The sequence below is a fragment of the Nostoc sp. UCD121 genome (assembly GCF_014222285.1).
Taxonomy (GTDB): domain Bacteria; phylum Cyanobacteriota; class Cyanobacteriia; order Cyanobacteriales; family Nostocaceae; genus Nostoc.
In genome coordinates this window covers 1-18376 of the sequence record NZ_JACKZS010000158.1, presented here as the reverse complement: position 1 = coordinate 18376, position 18376 = coordinate 1, and the positions used below count along the sequence as shown (strand labels likewise).

16 protein-coding genes are annotated in these 18376 nt (G+C 42.4%); 9 read left to right on the top strand and 7 right to left on the bottom strand.

Annotated features, from left to right (window positions below):
• Window positions 1-101: 101 nt before the first annotated feature.
• The 5 genes from GNF10_RS26095 to GNF10_RS26075 form a co-directional block, all read right to left on the bottom strand.
• Complete coding sequence (locus GNF10_RS26095; protein ID WP_185580436.1) at window positions 102-941, bottom strand: nitrate ABC transporter ATP-binding protein; 840 nt, start codon at window positions 939-941, stop codon at window positions 102-104.
• 67 nt (window positions 942-1008) lie between these two features.
• Window positions 1009-2997, bottom strand: coding sequence for a nitrate ABC transporter ATP-binding protein (locus tag GNF10_RS26090; RefSeq protein WP_185580435.1), 1989 nt, complete (start codon window positions 2995-2997; stop codon window positions 1009-1011).
• 40 nt (window positions 2998-3037) lie between these two features.
• Window positions 3038-3871: a nitrate ABC transporter permease gene (gene ntrB, locus GNF10_RS26085; RefSeq protein WP_185580434.1), complete on the bottom strand. Its 834-nt coding sequence runs from the start codon at window positions 3869-3871 to the stop codon at window positions 3038-3040.
• Between the two features lie 151 nt (window positions 3872-4022).
• Window positions 4023-5345 (bottom strand): CmpA/NrtA family ABC transporter substrate-binding protein, encoded by a 1323-nt coding sequence (locus GNF10_RS26080; RefSeq protein WP_185580439.1) that lies wholly within the window; start codon window positions 5343-5345, stop codon window positions 4023-4025.
• Window positions 5346-5512: 167 nt separating this feature from the next.
• Window positions 5513-7096 (bottom strand): ferredoxin--nitrite reductase, encoded by a 1584-nt coding sequence (locus GNF10_RS26075; RefSeq protein WP_185580433.1) that lies wholly within the window; start codon window positions 7094-7096, stop codon window positions 5513-5515.
• Window positions 7097-7583: 487 nt separating this feature from the next.
• Here GNF10_RS26075 and GNF10_RS26070 point away from each other — a divergent pair, with 487 nt between their 5' ends.
• The 9 genes from GNF10_RS26070 to GNF10_RS26030 all read left to right on the top strand — a co-directional run bounded on the left by GNF10_RS26070 (window position 7584) and on the right by GNF10_RS26030 (window position 16235).
• Window positions 7584-7994 carry a ubiquinol-cytochrome c reductase iron-sulfur subunit gene (locus GNF10_RS26070; protein WP_185580432.1) on the top strand — a complete coding sequence of 137 codons (411 nt, stop codon included), beginning with the start codon at window positions 7584-7586 and terminating at the stop codon, window positions 7992-7994.
• A gap of 147 nt (window positions 7995-8141) precedes the next feature.
• Window positions 8142-9440 (top strand): HEAT repeat domain-containing protein, encoded by a 1299-nt coding sequence (locus GNF10_RS26065; RefSeq protein ID WP_185580438.1) that lies wholly within the window; start codon window positions 8142-8144, stop codon window positions 9438-9440.
• A 114-nt stretch (window positions 9441-9554) separates the two neighbouring features.
• Window positions 9555-10157 (top strand): TetR/AcrR family transcriptional regulator, encoded by a 603-nt coding sequence (locus GNF10_RS26060; protein WP_185580431.1) that lies wholly within the window; start codon window positions 9555-9557, stop codon window positions 10155-10157.
• Between the two features lie 22 nt (window positions 10158-10179).
• On the top strand, window positions 10180-11466 hold the full coding sequence (locus GNF10_RS26055) for an ABC exporter membrane fusion protein (protein ID WP_185580430.1): 1287 nt from the start codon (window positions 10180-10182) through the stop codon (window positions 11464-11466).
• A 55-nt stretch (window positions 11467-11521) separates the two neighbouring features.
• The gene (locus GNF10_RS26050) at window positions 11522-11857 is read left to right on the top strand and encodes a DUF2834 domain-containing protein (protein ID WP_185580429.1); all 336 of its coding nucleotides are present in this window, start codon (window positions 11522-11524) and stop codon (window positions 11855-11857) included.
• A gap of 14 nt (window positions 11858-11871) precedes the next feature.
• Window positions 11872-13038 carry an ABC transporter permease DevC gene (gene devC / locus GNF10_RS26045; RefSeq protein ID WP_185580428.1) on the top strand — a complete coding sequence of 389 codons (1167 nt, stop codon included), beginning with the start codon at window positions 11872-11874 and terminating at the stop codon, window positions 13036-13038.
• Between the two features lie 96 nt (window positions 13039-13134).
• Window positions 13135-13890: a DevA family ABC transporter ATP-binding protein gene (locus GNF10_RS26040; protein ID WP_185580427.1), complete on the top strand. Its 756-nt coding sequence runs from the start codon at window positions 13135-13137 to the stop codon at window positions 13888-13890.
• Window positions 13891-14107: 217 nt separating this feature from the next.
• Window positions 14108-15055, top strand: a complete 948-nt coding sequence (locus GNF10_RS26035) for a LysR family transcriptional regulator (protein WP_185580426.1) — start codon at window positions 14108-14110, stop codon at window positions 15053-15055.
• Between the two features lie 103 nt (window positions 15056-15158).
• Window positions 15159-16235 carry an anthranilate phosphoribosyltransferase family protein gene (locus GNF10_RS26030; protein WP_185580425.1) on the top strand — a complete coding sequence of 359 codons (1077 nt, stop codon included), beginning with the start codon at window positions 15159-15161 and terminating at the stop codon, window positions 16233-16235.
• Window positions 16236-16267: 32 nt separating this feature from the next.
• On the opposite strand, the gene GNF10_RS26025 is transcribed toward GNF10_RS26030, so the two are convergent.
• A complete protein-coding gene (locus GNF10_RS26025) occupies window positions 16268-17686 on the bottom strand; it encodes an LCP family protein (RefSeq protein ID WP_185580424.1) in 1419 nt (472 codons plus the stop codon).
• Between the two features lie 295 nt (window positions 17687-17981).
• The gene (locus GNF10_RS26020) at window positions 17982-18335 is read right to left on the bottom strand and encodes a hypothetical protein (protein ID WP_185580437.1); all 354 of its coding nucleotides are present in this window, start codon (window positions 18333-18335) and stop codon (window positions 17982-17984) included.
• Window positions 18336-18376 lie beyond the last annotated feature (41 nt).

Genomic DNA, 18376 nt, shown 5'->3' with positions numbered 1-18376 from the left:
GGCAGGGGAGGCAAGGGAAGAAAATAATTAATGACTCTTGGTTCTTGTAGAGACGCGATTAATCGCGTCTACTCTTGACAAATGATTCTGCAAAGCGGTAATTACTCGTCAGCGTGAGCAAATCGGCGGAAGAGGAAGTCTAGAGCGTAGTTTCGCAGGTTGTAGTATTCCGGGTCTTCCATGATGCGGCGACGATTGCGGGGACGGGAGAAGGGAATATTCAGGATTTCACCAATGTGAGCAGATGGGCCATTAGTCATCATTACAACTCTGTCTGCGAGGAAAAGCGCTTCATCGATGTCATGAGTAATCATCAGTACGGTAACTTGATGTTCACGCCAGATTTCCAAAAGTTCTTCTTGTAATTCTTCTTTTGTGATCGCATCTAATGCCCCAAAGGGTTCATCGAGAATCAAAACTTGCGGACGGATAGAAAGGGCGCGAGCGATCGCAACTCGTTGTTTCATCCCACCAGAAAGCTGATTGGGTTTCTTGTCAGCTGCTTCTGTGAGTCCCACCATTGCCAAATGTTCTCTGACGATCGCCCGTTTTTCTGCCTGGGGTTTTTTCGGAAACACCGAATCAACAGCCAGATAAACGTTATCAAAGACACTCAGCCAAGGCAGTAGACAATAATTTTGGAACACCATCATCCGGTCTGGGCCCGGTTCGGTGATGGGTTTGTCTTGCAGCAGAACAATACCATCGGTGGGAGTGTTAAACCCGGAAACCATGTTGAGCAGAGTTGATTTGCCACAGCCAGAGTGACCGATTATGCAAACGAATTCGCCCTCGCGCACTTTCAGGTCAACTCCATCCAGTACGGTGTAAGGGCCTTCAGAAGTTGGATAAATTTTGCTTACACCTTCAATCACCAAAAAATTTTCTGCTTTTTTCGTTTGCAGTTTATTGATTTGGGTATTTCTGTTTACTATTTGCATCGTGGGTTTATCTATGGGTAGTTTGTTATTTGTCAGTCACAAATGACCAATGAGCAATGACTAATGACTAAAGAAATACTTCTTCAATACGTATTTGCCGTTTAATTTCCAAGCTTTTGAGATACTCTATCGGCTCTGATGGGTTAAAAACTTTCCCATCAAATAAGTGAACAGGGTCATCTTCTCCGATATCGAGTAAGCCGAGTTCGCGGGCCGCAGCACCAAATATGTCTGTGCGACAGACTCTTTCAATTACCTCCACCCAGTTTTTCGGGAAGGGTGTTAAACCCCAACGTGCCATCTGAGTAGCCATCCACAAAATTTCAGTGCGGTTGGGATAGTTGGTTTGATTGAGATAAAACTGGTTGTATGCTTTGAATTCTTGTGGTTCTGTACCATCGCCGCGATCATAGCGATCGACGAAACCAGGACGAACATATACAGGATCTATGTCTAAGTACTCAGGACGGCAGATTATTTCTAAAATTTCTTCGCGGTTGCGGAAATCATCACAGTATTTACAAGCTTCTAACAGTGCTTTAAGCAGAGCAAGATAAGTTTCTGGATATTTCTGCGCCCAATCTTCCCGCACTCCCAAAACTTTTTTTGGCTGTCCTGACCAAATTTCCAAAGCTGTGGCGGCAACGAAGCCAAAGTCTTGATGAACAGCAAGATAATTCCAGGGTTCTCCAGCACAGTAGCCATCAATATTTCCAGCTTTGAGTTGAGAAACCATTTCCATTGGTGGAATCACCGTTAAGCTGACATCTCGATCGGGATCTATGTCACCAGCTGCCAGCCAATAACGCAGAATTAGGTTCAGCATAGACGTTGGATGAACTACACCCAAAGTCAGAATTTTGTCGGGAGCAGCGTTAATCGCTACTTTTAAGTCAGCCAGATTTCTGACACCTTGGCTATACAATCTTTTGCTTAAGGTGATGGCGTTCGCATTGCGAGAGATATTTAGGGCATTGATTATAGGAACTGGTTTTTTACCACCAGCACCCAACGTTAGGGCTAAAGGCATTCCCGCCAGCATTTGGGCTGCATCTAATTTGCCAGTAACAACCCCTTGAGCTATTTCCTTCCAGGTATTGGCACGAGTGAGGGTGATATTTTCTAAACCGTACTGGGCAAAGAAGCCTTTTTCTTGAGCAACGATTAAAGGTGCAGCATCAGTCAGAGGCATAAAGCCAATTTCTAAATTGACTTTTTCTAAACCGTTGCGGGATATGGCTACTGGTGCTGAAGTCTGCTGTGCTTTGCGTTTCTTAACTAGCTTTTGTTGGTTAAGGAAATAAATCATTTCATTCCGCAGACTGTAGTAGCTGGGATGTTTGACAACTTCCAAGCGTTGACGCGGGCGAGGGATTGGCACTTCGAGGATTTGCCCGATATGAGCTTCTGGGCCATTAGTGAGCATGACAACGCGATCGCTCAACAACAGTGCTTCATCTACGTCATGTGTCACCATCACACAAGTAACGTTGTGTTCGTTGCAAATTTTCATCAGTTGCTCTTGCAAACTACCCCGTGTTAGGGCATCCAACGCCCCAAAGGGTTCGTCTAGCAGTAATAACTTGGGACGAGTTGCCAAGGCGCGAGCGATCGCTACCCGTTGTTTCATTCCCCCAGATAACTCGCTAGGGCGTTTATTTGCCGCCAAACGCAGCCCCACCATATCGATATGTTCTTCGATAATGCTTCTGCGATCGCCTTTGGATTTACCCTTGTACACTTCATCCACAGCTAGGGCGATATTTTCCCATACTGTTAACCAAGGCAGTAAAGAGTAATTTTGAAACACAACCATCCGATCTGGGCTGGGTTCTCTAACTTCCCGCCCTTCCAAAGTCACACCGCCAACACTTGCTCTATCTAAACCTGCAATGATGTTGAGCAAAGTAGACTTACCACAACCAGAATGTCCAATTAGAGAAACAAATTCCCCTTCTTGGATTTTCAAATCAATATTTTTTAGAGCAATATATTTGCCGCCATTCGGAAGTTCAAATACACGGTCAATGTGGTCAACTTCAACAAAAGTAGTCATTTTTAATTCGTAATTCGTAATTTGGTAAGTAATTTATTTGCTAGTCTGGTACAACTTTGCTAGCTATAAAACCAACCATTCTATCTAGAATCAATCCGACCAAACCAACATAAATTAGTGCGAGGATAATTTCGCTTAAGTTAGTTTCTGTGGTTGTGTTGTAAGCATCCCAAATAAATGAACCAATTCCTACACCACCGACTAACATTTCTGCTGCAACGATTGCTAGCCAAGATAAACCAATGCCGATTCGTAATCCCGTGAATATATAAGGAACAGTTGCAGGAAACACAACTTTTAGGAAATACTTTAATCCTTTCAAACGCAAAACTCTAGCTACGTTTACATAGTCTTGAGGAATTTGTTGCACGCCCACTGTGGTGTTGATCACAATCGGCCAAATGGATGTAATGAAAATCACGAAAATAGCTGAAGGATTCGCTTGTTGAAATGCTGCCAGAGAAATTGGTAGCCATGCTAGAGGCGGTACTGTCCGCAACACTTGGAAAATAGGATCTACGGCATTATATAGTAACTTGTTAGCACCAACAAAAATCCCCAATGCAATGCCAACAATTGCTGCTAGGGAAAAGCCCAAAGCAACTCTTCCCAAACTACTAAGTATTTGCCAGCCCAAACCTTTATCACTTTCACCATTATCAAAAAATGGATCGATTATAAAAGGGTTCCAAGTTTCTGAAAATGTTTCTATTGGGCCAGGCAAACCAAAGTTAGGAGTTAAACAAACTAGTTGCCAAATCACTAGAAAAATAGCTAATGCTACCAGTGGTGGCACAATTTTTTCCGAAACTAACTTATTAATCTTTTTGCGGTTACTTTTTCTGAAATTGCGACTTCCAAGGATAGCTGCCATTACTTTTTTCTCCAGTTCCCTTTATGTAGCCAAGCGAAAAAATTAAAGTTTGTAGTAAGGACTTCAGTCCTAAAAACCCTTTCCATTAGCGAGATTGGTCTCGCTAAAAACTAAGATTATGTTGGATATTTCATTATCCCTAAACGCTTCATTAAACCTTCTTAATTTTCAAACTTTGCAAATATTTATCTGGTTTCTCAGGGTCAAACTTCACCCCATCGAAGAAAGTCTCAACTCCACGAGAACTACTCTTAGGAATTTCAGAATCAGCAACACCAATAGCTTTCGCTGCTTGTTTCCACAAGTCCTCTTTATTCACTTGATTAACTATTTCTTGAACTTTAGTATCTTTTGGTAAATAGCCCCAGCGAATTTCTTCTGTTAAAAACCAAATATCATGACTCTTGTAAGGATAGGAAGCATTATCTACCCAGAATTTCATTGGATGTGAAAAGTTTTGCTCAGTCCGTCCATCGCCGAAGTCAATATTGCCTTTAGACCTTTCTAAAATATCTGCAACAGCAACGTTAAAGTATTTACGGTCAGAACAGATTTTGCACATCTCCTCTTTATTCTCGGCGCGATCGCACCATTGTTGAGCTTCCAAAACTGCCATCAACAATGCCTGTGCAGCATTAGGATTTTGATCAACCCAATCTTTCCGCATTGCAAAAGCTTTTTCTGGGTGATCTTTCCACAACTCGCCTGTAACTAAAGCTGAATAACCTAATTTTTGGTTCACCAATTGAGCGTTCCAAGGCTCTCCCACACAGAAAGAATCGATGGTGCTGACTTTCATATTTGCCACCATTTGCGGTGGTGGTACAGGCGATAAAACCACATCTTGATCTGGATTAATACCGCCAGCCGCCAGCCAATAGCGCATCCATAAATCGTGAGTGCCGCCAGGAAAGGTCATACCAAATTTCAAGGATTTTTGCTCGGCTTTGGCAAGATTCGCAGCTTCTTTCAACGCCTTACTTTCTAATTTTACATTCAGGTTTTTAAATTTATTGGCAACAGAAATAGCCTGACCATTGGTATTTAATCTTGCCAAAATATACATTGGCACTTTATCGTTAATGGTCATCAAATAAGGCATGGGGCTGAGGATGTGTGCGCCATCAATACCACCGCCAGATGAGCCAATTTTTAAGTTATCACGGGTGACAGGCCAAGATTTTTGCTTGATGACCTCAACATCAGTCATGCCGTATTTGGCAAAGAAACCCTTTTCTTTAGCAATAATTATGGGAGCAGCATCAGTTAGAGCAATGAATCCTAATTTGGCTTTGGTTGTTTCTACCTTTGGCGCATTAGCTACTGTAGAGACATTGGCAGCCGGAGCCGCAGAGGGTGCATTCCCATCTGTTGAGGCTGTATTGCTACCAGAAGAACAACCATGAGCCAAGATAGAAGCCGCCGCCGCAGTAGTGGTAGTTAAAATAAATTTTCTGCGCGAAATATTTTTCATTTGTCCTTTATTTTTTGTCATTTGTTAAGCACTAACAATTAAGTAGTGAGGTGCAAATAAAATCAAGTTTGTAGTAAGCAATTTAATTTTGATAATCCTAAATAAGCGATAAATCACTCACTACGAACTAAGATTTTGTTTCATGTATAATTATCCCCACCTACCTACTAACTGTTAATTACTAAAGCTTCTTGCTTGAGTTTTGCGCCAAAGTTTTTGATTAGTAAATCTTGCAATAATGGCTGCAAGTCTTCGCAGGGTATGCCTTTGATAACGCAAGTTCCTAAATGAGCGTCTTTGCCAACTTTGCCGCCCATATATATATCAACGCCTTCCAAGGTTTTGCCATTTTTGCGAGTTTTAGTTCCCATCAAGCCGATGTCTGCAACTTGCGGTTGGCCGCAAGAGTTTGGGCAACCTGTCCAGTGAATTCGGACTGGATTGATGAAGATTAAATCCTCTTCTAAGGCTTTAATCATTTCCAGGGCGCGGTTTTTGGTTTCGATAAGGGCGAAGTTGCAAAATTGTGCGCCTGTGCAAGATACTAGCGATCGCGCCAGTAAACCTGGATCAATAGAGAACCTTTCTAGTAATGGTTCTGTTAAAAATGTTGCTAACCGCGAGTCAGAAATGTTGGGAATGACGATGTTTTGCTCAACTGTAAAGCGAATTTCGCCACTGCCATAAACTTCTGCCATACGTGCAATTTCAAACATATCTTCGGCATACAACCGACCGACGGGAATATTTAAACCTGCGTAATTTAATCCCGCTTGCTTTTGTTTATATACTCCGATGTGGTCGCGTTTTTCCCAGTCGATCTCGTCTTTTGCGGCTGCGGGTAATAATGATTTACCCAGACGGCTTTCTACTTCTGCTCGAAACTTATTTACACCCCATTCATCAATTAGCCACATCAAGCGGGATTTTTGCCGATTGGCACGCGGCCCGTTGTCACGAAAGACTTCCAAAACTGCTCTACATACAGCTACCACATCTTCTGGAGCCACCCAAGCATTTAGAGGAATCGCCGCCTCACAACGTTTAGCTGAGAAAAAGCCACCGACGAGGATGTTAAAACCAAATATCGGCGATTGAGACAATTCTTGCCCAGTCGCTTCCTTAAATGCTGGAACAAAAGCTAAATCGTTAATTTCAGCGTGAACTGAATTGTCTCTTCCACCTGCGATCGCAATGTTAAATTTCCGTGGTAAGTTGCTAAACTCTGGGTTTCCTTCACCTTTGTTGGTGAGCATATCTTGAATTTGTTGTATCAACTCTCGTGTGTCGTACAACTCATCTGCATCTAAACCCGCTACCGGATCGCCTGTAATATTGCGGATGTTATCCATCCCTGATTGGATAGTGGTTAAACCAACTGCGTGAAATCTATTAAAGATATCTGGTAAATCTTCAATTCTGATTCCCCGTAATTGGATATTCTGTCTGGTGGTAATATCGGCGCACCCATCATCTCCGTAACGCTGCACCACTTGGGCTAAAACACTCATCTGACTGCTGGTGAGAATACCATTAGGCATCCGTAACCGCATCATAAACTTGCCTGGGGTAACAGGGCGGAAAAACACGCCTACCCACTTGAGCCGATGATCGCGATCTGTTTCGTCCATTGCTTCCCAGCCCAAGGCGGCAAATTTCTCTATGTCTTCCCTGATGGCGAGTCCATCTTTTTGCGCCTTGAATTTCTCGAATTTATTGAGGCTGGTAGTCGTAGTTGTTGTGTCTGTCATGAGGCTGACTCTCGTGAGAATTTGTGCTGCTAATTGCCCAATATCAATCAACCCGTAGTTCCATTAGGTGGTGTATCTACGAGGGTTAGGGAATAAAGACTTAATATTTGATTACGGCTGATTATTGTTACTCAAAAGCATTCCAACGTGAAACTTCAAATCCGTGGTTAGTTAAGAAAAACTTGTCGCCATTTACATCTGTAAAATTTGTCAAGCAGGTTTAGATAATGTTCATGTAACAATTTCGATACTCATAACTTAAGACGATATTTCTGTTAAAATCGTATAAATTGTTACGATTTTTTAGTAAGATTGCTGAAAAAGGATATGTAATATGCATTTTTTGCATCAAGGTCAGCCAATGAGCTACTTAAAGCGCTTGATAAAAAGTGTTTGACATGATCCAAGCGGTTTTGGATTGCCATAGATTAATCCAAAATCCAAAATCCAAAATCCAAAATCTAAAATCCAAAATTGATTGGCACTTATGAAACGTCGTGATTTTATAAATTGGGTAGGTTTGGGTTTGATAGCGAGTTCTCTACCTGTAGCGATCGCAGCTTGTTCTTCTCAAACACCTTCTGCAACTGGAGATTGGCAAACAGTAGGCACTTCGGCAGAATTAGATAAAACTGGTCAATTGTTGGCTAAAAACTCACCGGCTGGGCCTGTGTTGGTAGTCGGTACATCTAAAGCCGCAATGGCAGCTGTTAACCCTACCTGTACTCACGCAGGTTGCACCGTAGCATGGAAAGCTGAGGCAAAAAAATTCGCTTGTCCCTGTCATGGTTCAGAATTTGGGGTTGATGGTAAAGTGCAAAAAGGGCCAGCGACAGAAGCACTTAAAACTTACGCCGCCAAAATTGAAGGTAATTCAGTTCTAGTCAAGCCAACCTAATGGAGGCAGAAGACAGAAGGCAGAAGGCAGTCCCGATGAAACGAGTTTCAAAAGCCTTGCATGGAAAAGGGATTGGAAACTGGTATTTTTACTTAGCACTCAGCACTTTCAAGGCAGGAGGCAGAAGATTGATAATTAAAGCAGGGTATCGTGAGTAATATCAACCAGCTTTTGGTGCAAGCCCAGACAGCATATAATGCATCTGATTGGTCATCACTGATTCAATATTTACAACAATTAATTTTAGGGTCAGACTCACAACATCCAGAGGTAGTTAAAAATCGACAATATCTGCTGACATTAGCAATTTCAATGTTAGAGATGGGGGATTTTCAACAACGCTGGGAAATCACCAAAGTTTTGACTCACTTGGGAAATATTGCCATCCCACCACTGATTGACATCTTAGAAGATGAAGATGCAGAGGAAGAGTTACGCTGGTATGCAGCGCGAACTTTGGGCGAATTTCAGCACCCAGAAGCGATCGCACCCTTGGTTGAATTATTGAAAACTGATGAGGATGAAGAACTCAAAGCGATCGCAGCCACAGCACTAGGTAAAATGGGTACTGTTGCTATTACTTCACTAACTGAACTTCTAGCAGATGAAGATACAAGACTTTTAGCAGTTCGATCGCTTTCCTGTATTCCCCAAACAGAAACTATCACACCGCTATTGAGTGTAGTGCAAGATTCACAAGCCACAATCCGCACGGCTGCAATTGAAGCCCTCAGCAGTTTTCATGACGAACGTATACCACCAATCTTGTTAAACGCTTTGGATGATATCGCTGCTATAGTTAGGCGTGCAGCAGTGCTTGGTTTAGGTTTTCGCCCCGATTTGCGCGAAGCATTAGATTTTGTGGCAAGATTGCAACCCAAGCTTTACGACTTTAATCTTGATGTTTGTTGTGCAGCCGCAATTTCCCTTTCTCGGATGGGTGGTAATGACGCTGAAAAACATTTATTTAATTTGTTGATTTCACCTCAGACGCCAACAAAGCTGCAATTAGAAACCATCCGCGCTTTAAGTTGGGTGGGGACACCATCTAGTTTGGAATATTTGCAAACAGCATTTGATCAAATCACTTCAGAGAGACTTTGGCAAGAAATTGTCACTGTTTTGGGGCGAGTACAAAAGCCGCAAACTACACAAGCTGTAGAAATATTATTGCAACTACTGCAATCGCAGCATCCAGCTACAGAGATTGCTAATGTAAAAAGTGCGATCGCTTTATCTTTAGGACAGTTAGGCGAAATACAAGCAATTGAACCATTGATTTCACTGCTAGCTGATTCTAATGTATCAGTGAGACTACACGCGATTGCTGCACTCAAAAATTTGGATGGGGAAGTTGCACATCAAAAATTGCAACAGTTAGCCAATAATGCTGCACTCACACCACATTTGCAACAAGGAATAGCGATCGCTTTAGCTGAGTGGTAATTTCCCTCAATCTTCCGATATTTTGTATTTCACTCAAGCGAGAACCTCTGTAGCTAAACTGCAAAAGTATAGTATTATAAAATATAACGAGCGTTCGATATAAAAAAATGAGTCATGCCTAAGATTGTTGACCATGAGCAATACCGTAAAGAACTGCTCGACAAGTGCTTTGATTTATTTGCCCAAAAAGGCTATGGTTCCATTACTATGCGTCAAATTGCTGAAGGATTAGGGGTTTCTACTGGTACGTTATACCACTATTTTCCTAGCAAACAAGCCTTATTTGAGCAATTGGCCCAAGAAATATGTGAGCAAGATTTAAGTGCAGCATTGGCTGAATTAGAAGGAGCGCAAACCCTACAAGCGGCAATGGAAGCACTAGGTAGGTATCTAGTGAAAAACGAAGATTACTTCATTAAGTGGACTTATATTTGGATTGATTTTTGTCAACATCAAGACTCTAAGGAAATGTTGAGTAATGGTGTTTTTAAGCGGACTAACCAGCGTTATCAGCAGGCAGCCTGCGATTTTTTAGGTATTCAAGATCCGGTATTGGCTTCCTTTGTCTTGAGCTTTGTCAACGGTTTAATTTTGGAGAAGTTATGGGGTGATGAAACAATTGATTTTATTGAACAATGTACATTGTTAGGCAAAATGCTCACGGCATATTTGCCGCAAGAGTTACGAGTTAGAAATAAAACAGATTTTGAGAGCTAGATTTTTTAGGAGAGTAAAAGAGATGGTTTTGTCAAAAAAATCTTCTAATAATAAAGGGTTAATTGCATTAGTAATTGTAGCTACTTTGATTACAGGTGGAATTGTTGTTTATGGAATTTCTCGGTCTGGGTTAGTTGGTCAAACAGAGAAATCTGAGCCAGTAGAAACCATGCCCAAAATTCAAAAAGTGGCTGCATTAGGACGACTCGAACCCGAAGCAGAGGTAATTAGCTTGTTTGCGCCCTTGGCATTAGATGGCGATCGCATTGCCAAAATTTTAGTCAAAGAAGGCGATCGCGTTCAAGCCGGACAGATGGTAGCAATTTTAGATGCCCGCGATCGCTTACAAACTGCTGTACTACAAGCCCAACAACAAGTTAGAGTTGCCCAAGCTAAACTCAACCAAGTGCAAGCTGGAGCAAAAGCAGGAGAAATTAACGCCCAGCAAGCCAGTGTTGAACGCCTTGAAGCCCAGTCTCAAGGAGACAAAACAGCGCAGCAGGAAGCGATATTCCGCATAGAGGCGCAGTGGGAAGGGGACAGAATCGCGCAAGAGGCAACCATTAAGAAGCTAGAGGCAGAACTGAAAAATGCCGAAGCCGAATATCAACGTTATCAGCAGCTATATTCTCAAGGAGCAATTTCTAACTCTTTGTATGACAGCAAAGGCTTGACTGTAGAAACTGCTAAACAGCAAGTAGATGAAGCCAAAGCAGTTCTCAACCGCATTAATACCACTGCTAGCAAACAACTAGCCGAAGCTAAAGCAGCACTCGCCCGCACTAATGCCACTGGTAGTAAGCAAGTTAGTGAAGCCAAAGCCACACTTACCAGTATTGCAGAAGTTCGACCTGTAGATGTAGCCGCAGCCAAGACAGAAGTTGAAAATGCGATCGCTACACTTAAACATGCCCAAACTGAATTGGCGGGTGCTTATATCAAAGCACCGATGGCGGGACAGATTATCAAAATTCATACGCGAGTCGGAGAAAAAATTAGTACTTCTGGCATTGCAGACTTAGGGCAAACAGACCAGATGATGGCAGTAGCAGAAGTTTATCAAACCGACATCGGTAAAGTGAAACTAGGACAACAAGCAGTGATTAGCAGTCAGGCGTTTGTCGGTGAACTGCGAGGAACCGTTGCCCAAATTGGCTTGCAGGTAAATAGACAAAACGTTTTCAGCAACGAGCCAGGAGAGAACCTTGATAGCCGAGTAGTTGAGGTGAAAATTCGCCTCAGTCCTGAAGACAGGAAACGAGTTGCAGGTTTCACTAATTTACAGGTACAGACAGCAATTGAAATATAGAGTTTTTATTTGTTGTCTCGTGTATTCCAATATTTTTTATAGGGTGAATTAAACCATGATTAAAGTCATATACCTTTTGCTTTGTGTACTTGGCTTCGTTCTACCTTACTCCCAGTTTGTTCCGTTTTTACTAGAGCATGGTCTTGATATAAAGCTGTTTTTTGAACAACTCTTTGTCAACAAAATTTCTGGTTTTTTTGGCATGGATGTTATTGTTTCATCCCTGGTTTTGTGGACATTCGTATTTTGGGAAGGAACACGTCTGAAAATGCAAAATCTCTGGGTTTACGTTGTCTGTAATCTTTTAGTTGGTGTGTCTTTAGGTCTTCCCTTATTTCTGTTCATGCGAGAGCGCCAGCTTGAACAACAAGCTGAAACACTTGGTTATTAAGGAGTTTTTTCGATATGTTTTCTAAACTATTCCGCAAAACACCGCTAGCATGGCGGCAGTTAATGAAAGAAAAAACCCGTCTGGCTGTAGCAGTCGCAGGTATTGCCTTTGCCGATATACTGATGTTTATCCAGTTGGGATTTGAAAGTGCGCTTTTTGATGCTGCTGTGAAACCTCATCGCAATTTACAAGCAGATTTGGTTTTAATTAATCCCCAATTTCAAACTTTGTTTTCTGTAAAAAACTTTTCTAGAGAAAGACTATATCAAACATTAGGTTATGAAGGTGTTCAGTCAGTTAACTCTGTCTACATCAGCACCGGACAGTGGCGAAATCCTGAAACACGTCTTGAGCGTGCCATTTTAGTTTGGGGTGTAGATCCGGCAAAATCAGCATTTAAATCGTCCGAAATTAAGCAAAATCAGGAGCATCTTAAACAGTTGTATCAAGTTCTGTTTGACCAGGCAGGTCGTCCAGAATACGGGGCGGTTGCCGATATCTTTAAGAATACAGGCAAATTTGACACGGAACTGAATAGTAAAGCCGTCTTTGTTAAAGGCTTGTTTACTGATGGTGCTTCCTTTGCAGCCGATGGTAATGTGATCACCAGTGACTCGACCTTTCTCCAGCTATTTCCACAGCGTCAACCCGATCGCATCGAAGTTGGGTTAATCACGCTTAAACCAGATGCCGATGCTGAAAAAGTGCGATCGCAACTTGTCAATGGACTACCTAAAGATGTCAGAGTCCTGACTCCAGAAGAGTTTGCCAAAGTGGAGAGAACTTACTGGGAAGCAGGTACTGGCATTGGTTTCATTTTCGGTTTGGGTACAGCAGTCGGGTTTATTGTTGGCATCGTGATTGTTTACCAAATCCTTTATTCTGATGTTTCCGATCACTTGCCAGAATATGCCACCCTCAAAGCAATGGGATACACCGATAATTATCTCTTGGGAGTTCTAATTCAAGAAGCATTGTTATTAGCTATCTTAGGTTTTCTGCCTGGATTCATCCTTTCTTTTGGATTGTATCAAGTCACTTATGTGGCGACAATGCTTCCTATTTTCATGAAAATGGAACGGGCGATCCAGGTTTGGATTTTGACCGTGATTATGTGTAGTGTTTCTGGTGCGATCGCAATACGAAAGTTACGATCTGCCGATCCTGCTGATGTTTTTTAGACGCGATGAATTATGTCTCTAGAGAAGACGCGATTGATTACGTCTCTACAAAAATTAGGAATTATCTGCTCCATACTTAATGACCTATAAAATATTATGTTGCAAAAATCTTTACCAGAAAATCCCAACTCAACACTTTCTACTTTAGAATCTGTAATTTCTGTTAGTAAGCTCAACCACTATTTTGGTGAAGGTGGGCTTCGTAAACAAGTATTATTTGATATTAATTTGGAGATTAAGGCAGGGGAAATTGTCATTATGACTGGCCCCTCTGGATCGGGGAAAACTACCTTGTTAACCCTAATGGGTGGATTACGTTCTGCCCAAGAAGGTAGTCTAAAAATCTTAGGAGAGGAAATTTGTGATGCCAAAAAGCAGCAGTTAACTAAGCTGCGCCGCCAAATTGGTTATATTTTCCAGGCTCATAACCTGATGACTTTTTTGACAGCTAGAGAAAATGTGCGGATGTCTTTAGAGTTGCATGATGATTTTTTGAATCAGGATATCAATGCAAAAGCGATCGCCATTTTGGAAACTGTCGGTTTAGCAGATCGTGTCGATTACTACCCAGAGAAACTATCTGGAGGGCAAAAGCAACGGGTTGCGATCGCTCGTGCTTTAGTTAGCCACCCTAAGATTGTCTTAGCAGATGAACCTACTGCTGCACTCGACAAGAAATCTGGGCGCGATGTTGTAGAAATAATGCAGAAGCTAGCCAAAGAACAAGGCTGCACGATTTTGCTAGTTACCCACGACAACCGCATCCTCGATATTGCCGATCGCATCATTTATATGGAAGATGGGCAACTGAAGGACTATGACGCAGATTCTACCGCAACGCCAGCAGCCTAACACTGCGCTCCAGCAGACAGAATAGAAATAGTCAATTCTTTTTTGGCGATATTTATCAAAAAATCCGTGGAAAGCGGATAATTGACGAAAAAGGCAGTAAAAGCTGATTTACCCAAATGTAAAGCGGAGAAAAATTACTGTAACAAACTATACTAAATTTTGGTTAAAAACCCGTTAACTTAATGAAACCGATAAATGTAATTCAGGCTACATAACAATGCGCCTAGAGCAGTTGCAAGCCTTTCTAGCGATCGCACAAACCGGCAGCTTTCAACAAGCAGCGCGAACATCTGGTGTTACCCAATCGACGATTAGTCGCCAAATTCAGGCATTAGAAGCAGATTTGGGTGTAGAACTTTTTCATAGAACTACTCACGCCAAATTAACGCTAGGAGGTGAATGTTTACTACCTCGTGTCCGTAAAATATGCCAAGAATGGGAGACAGCTACACAAGAATTAGCTGATTTAATCGCCGGAAAGCAACCAGAACTTTGCATCGCCGTGATTCACTCATTATGTGGATCTTACTTACCGCCAGTGTTGCAAAAATTTTGTCATGCTTATCCAGATGTGCAATTGCGGGTGACTTCATTAGGAAGCGATCGCGCCCTGAAAGTCCTCAAAGATGGATTGGTAGATTTAGCAATTGTGATGAATAATCGCTTTTTAACCACTGCTAGAGAAATGGTGGTAGAAGTACTTTATGATGAACCAATAGAAGTTCTCACCGCAGCTAATCATCCCCTGGCACAGTATGAATGTGTCCCTTGGTCGGAGCTAATTCGTTATCCGCAAGTGGTTTTTAAAGATGGTTATGGGATGCAGCGCTTAATACAAGATAGATTTGAGCGAATGGAAGCTAAACTTCAGGCAGTTTTAGAGGTAAATACCCTAGATGCCTTTCGGGGAGTGGTGCGCCAAGGAGAATTAATCGCTTTACTACCTCAATCAGCATTACTGGAAGCAGGTCTTGACCCTACTTTAGCAGTTCGTTCCTTAGAGAACAATAATATTAGTGGTTTAACAGATGGTTCAAGTTTGACTCGGCGGGTAGTTATGGTGACAACTCAAGACCGGCTGCAAATTCCCCCCATTAAGCACTTTTGGCAACTCGTGCGCGAAAATATTCCATTACAAATTGATCAGCAGCGATCAGCTTCATGAAGCGTCATTAGTCATTGGTCACTTGTACTGAGCGAAGCCGAAGTATTAGTCATTTTCACAAAGGACAATGGACAAATGACAAAGGACAAAGGACAGAACACAAATGAGCAATGTATTTAGGGAATTACTAAAAAAAGTAGGTAGCGGAAACCACACAGGCGAAAACTTAACTCGCGCCGAAGCAGCCAGCGCCACTAAAATGATGCTGCTGGGTGAAGCTACACCAGCCCAAATCGGGGCGTTTTTGATTGCTCATCGAATCAAGCGTCCTACGGGGGAAGAGTTAGCGGGAATGTTGGATGCTTATGATGAACTAGGGCCAAAGCTGCAACCATTCGACTCTGGCCGAACAGCGATCGCTCTTGGCATCCCTTATGACGGCAGAACCCGCACAGCACCAATTAGTCCGGTAACAGCTTTAATCCTCGCCGCAGTTGGGCAACCAGTGATCATGCACGGTGGCGATCGCCTGCCAACCAAGTACGGCTTACCCCTAATCGATATTTGGCAAGGTTTAGGAGTCGATTGGACTACCCTACCACTAGCAAAAACCCAGCAAGTGTTTGAGCAAACGGGAATCGGCTTTATTTATTTGCCTCAGCATTTTCCCTTAACTAACAGTATTTGGGAGTACCGCGACCAACTTGGCAAACGTCCGCCCTTAGCGACAATGGAGCTAATGTGGTGTCCTTATGCTGGGGATGCTCATGTCATTACAGGGTTTGTGCATCCCCCCACAGAAGGCATGTTTAAGATAGCTCTAGGGCTGCGGGGTATAACGAAATTTACATTAGTAAAAGGACTGGAAGGTAGTTGCGACTTACCGCGCGATCGCACTGCAATTATCAGCTTATCTTCATCCTTAGCATCCCAAGAGGTAGAAAGATTGCACCTCGTACCCCGTGATTACGGCTTTACTACCAAAAACGTACCCCTTGGAACTACTGAAGAATTGGTAGCGGATATTCAGGATGTTTTAGCAGATAAACCAGGTGAACTAATGCAAACAGCCTTGTGGAATGGTGGATTTTACCTATGGCGCAGTGGTATTTGTTCAGATATGCCAGAGGGTTTAGCTAAGGCAAAAGAATTATTAACCAATGGTGCAGTAGCGGCTAAACTCCAAGAACTCAACCAGAGAATAAATTCATTGTCATCTGAAATATTTCTGCCAGTGTAAACAGTTCATTTAAAAACATGGATTTCACCACTTTAGGGTGTCAAGGATTTCTCCAAAATAGATTTTTGTTGCAACCAATCTTGACCTACTTGAATACTGATATCTGAGCCAAGGTTGCCAGTACTTTCCACACGCACTTCGCCAAATCCCAAAGTGTCACGAATCGATTCGGCACTTTCACCATCTCCTTGCTGGGCGACAATATGAGTCACATCTAAAGGTTCACCCCATGCTTTAGCTATATAAATATTGCGATATCCAGATTTTTCCAAGGCTCTAATTAATGGTTGGAGATTAGAGCGATCGCCACCTGTACTATCTTGAATTGCTACACGCAAAGAGCGTGGATCAGCCATCTGCTGTTCTTGTTCTGATTCCAAGCCAAAATGTTGAGCCATCAGTTTAGCAATACCATTTTTACTGGGCAACCAATAGCTAGCATCATACTCACTCTTCTCGCTAAAGCGACCTGGCAGCATTAACATTTGCATATTAGAGCGATTTGTCCGCACGCCAAAACCCATTAGTGCCACTAACTCTTCAACCGTCAAATTAGTATCGATGTGGTCTTTAACTACATCCAAAACTTTAGGTAATTGAGCAACAGTAGCTGGGTTGAGTGTTTGATCCATCAAGGCACGCATGACCATTTGCTGGCGTTGAATCCGACCAATATCACCAAGCTCGTCATGTCTAAACCGCAGCAATTGCAGTGTTTGTTCGCCGTTGAGATGCTGCTTACCCGCCTTCAAATTGATGTACAAATGCTGAGAATCATCTTGGTACTTCATATCTTTGGGGACGTAGACTGTTACGCCTCCTAAAGCATCAATCAACTTGGCAACTCCCAGAACATTAATTCGCACATAGCGATCAATTCCCGCCCCACCTAAGAGATTACTGACGGTTCTAGCAGTTAAAGCTGGCCCACCTTCAACATTAGCAGCATTAATTTTTTTCACTCCATACCCCTCTATTTCTGTGCGGGTATCTCTGGGAATGGAGAGCATGACTATTTTTTTCGTCTCTGGATCAAATTTGAGTAAGAGCATTACATCCGAAAGACCATCAAAGGAGTTTACCTGGGGCAGGTATTTGAGGTTTTTGGTGTCTTGGGGAGGGTTTTGGACATCTGGGGGAAGTACGCTCATCCCCATAACTAAGAGATTCACCGGGCGAGTTAATTGTGAAAATCGCATCACACCTCCAGAAATGCGATCGCCATCAAAGGCTGCCTCCTCCTGCGGACTTAGCTGGGCTTGCTGCAAAGGCGTACTGGTTAAAGATACCGCCAAAAGTGCCCCTGCTGTTGCTGACACCATTGCAATCCCACTCATCCCTACCCAAAACCACAGCCAACGTCCAGATTTCGAGTTCTGAGAAATTTTTTTATTGGACTTTGAGGCTTTTCCCGACTGGTTTTCTTCCGCCGAACTTCTTTGAATGGTCACAGACTTCCTCACACTTACTCAATAATCAAATTTGGTAAATTTGCAGACTAAAAATATCCAAACAAATCAACCCATAATAGCTAACTCTTAATTATCAGTGCTAACTTTTTTAATGTAGTGTCAACCACAACACTTATAGCAGCATTTTTCCTTCTTTTGGGCCAACTTAGAGATGTTTTACTGAAGTATGGCAATAATAAACTGGATTTGACTAGATATATAGAGAAATCAACCATAATTTTTTAGGAAATAGGTAAAACTACTGAAGAATTCTCATCCTAAAAAATTAAGATAATTACTTACCAAACACTCGTTCTGCTAAAGTACTAAAGCCTGTTAAACGTCCAGATTTGCCCTGCATTAAGCGCAAAATCAACCAGACACTCACTATAAAATAACCCGACGTGAGAAAACTATTCAGGATAAATAGACGTAGCGAAAAAAAATCTGAAGTTGTGGCTCCGGTACTTAATAATAAATATCCCAACAGCCAAGTAAGTGCCAAAGTGATAGACAGACGGCTAACAGCAAGTTGTTCTCGGCTGGCCTGCCCCCGATAGAGAGTCCACAAAGATGGAAAAAAGCCGATAATCGGAATCAAATATAAAAGCAACTGGGTTTTGGGGATTGGAGATTGGGCATTGGGCATTGGGCATGGCGTAATAATCAATAGTTCTTCTTCCCCTGCTC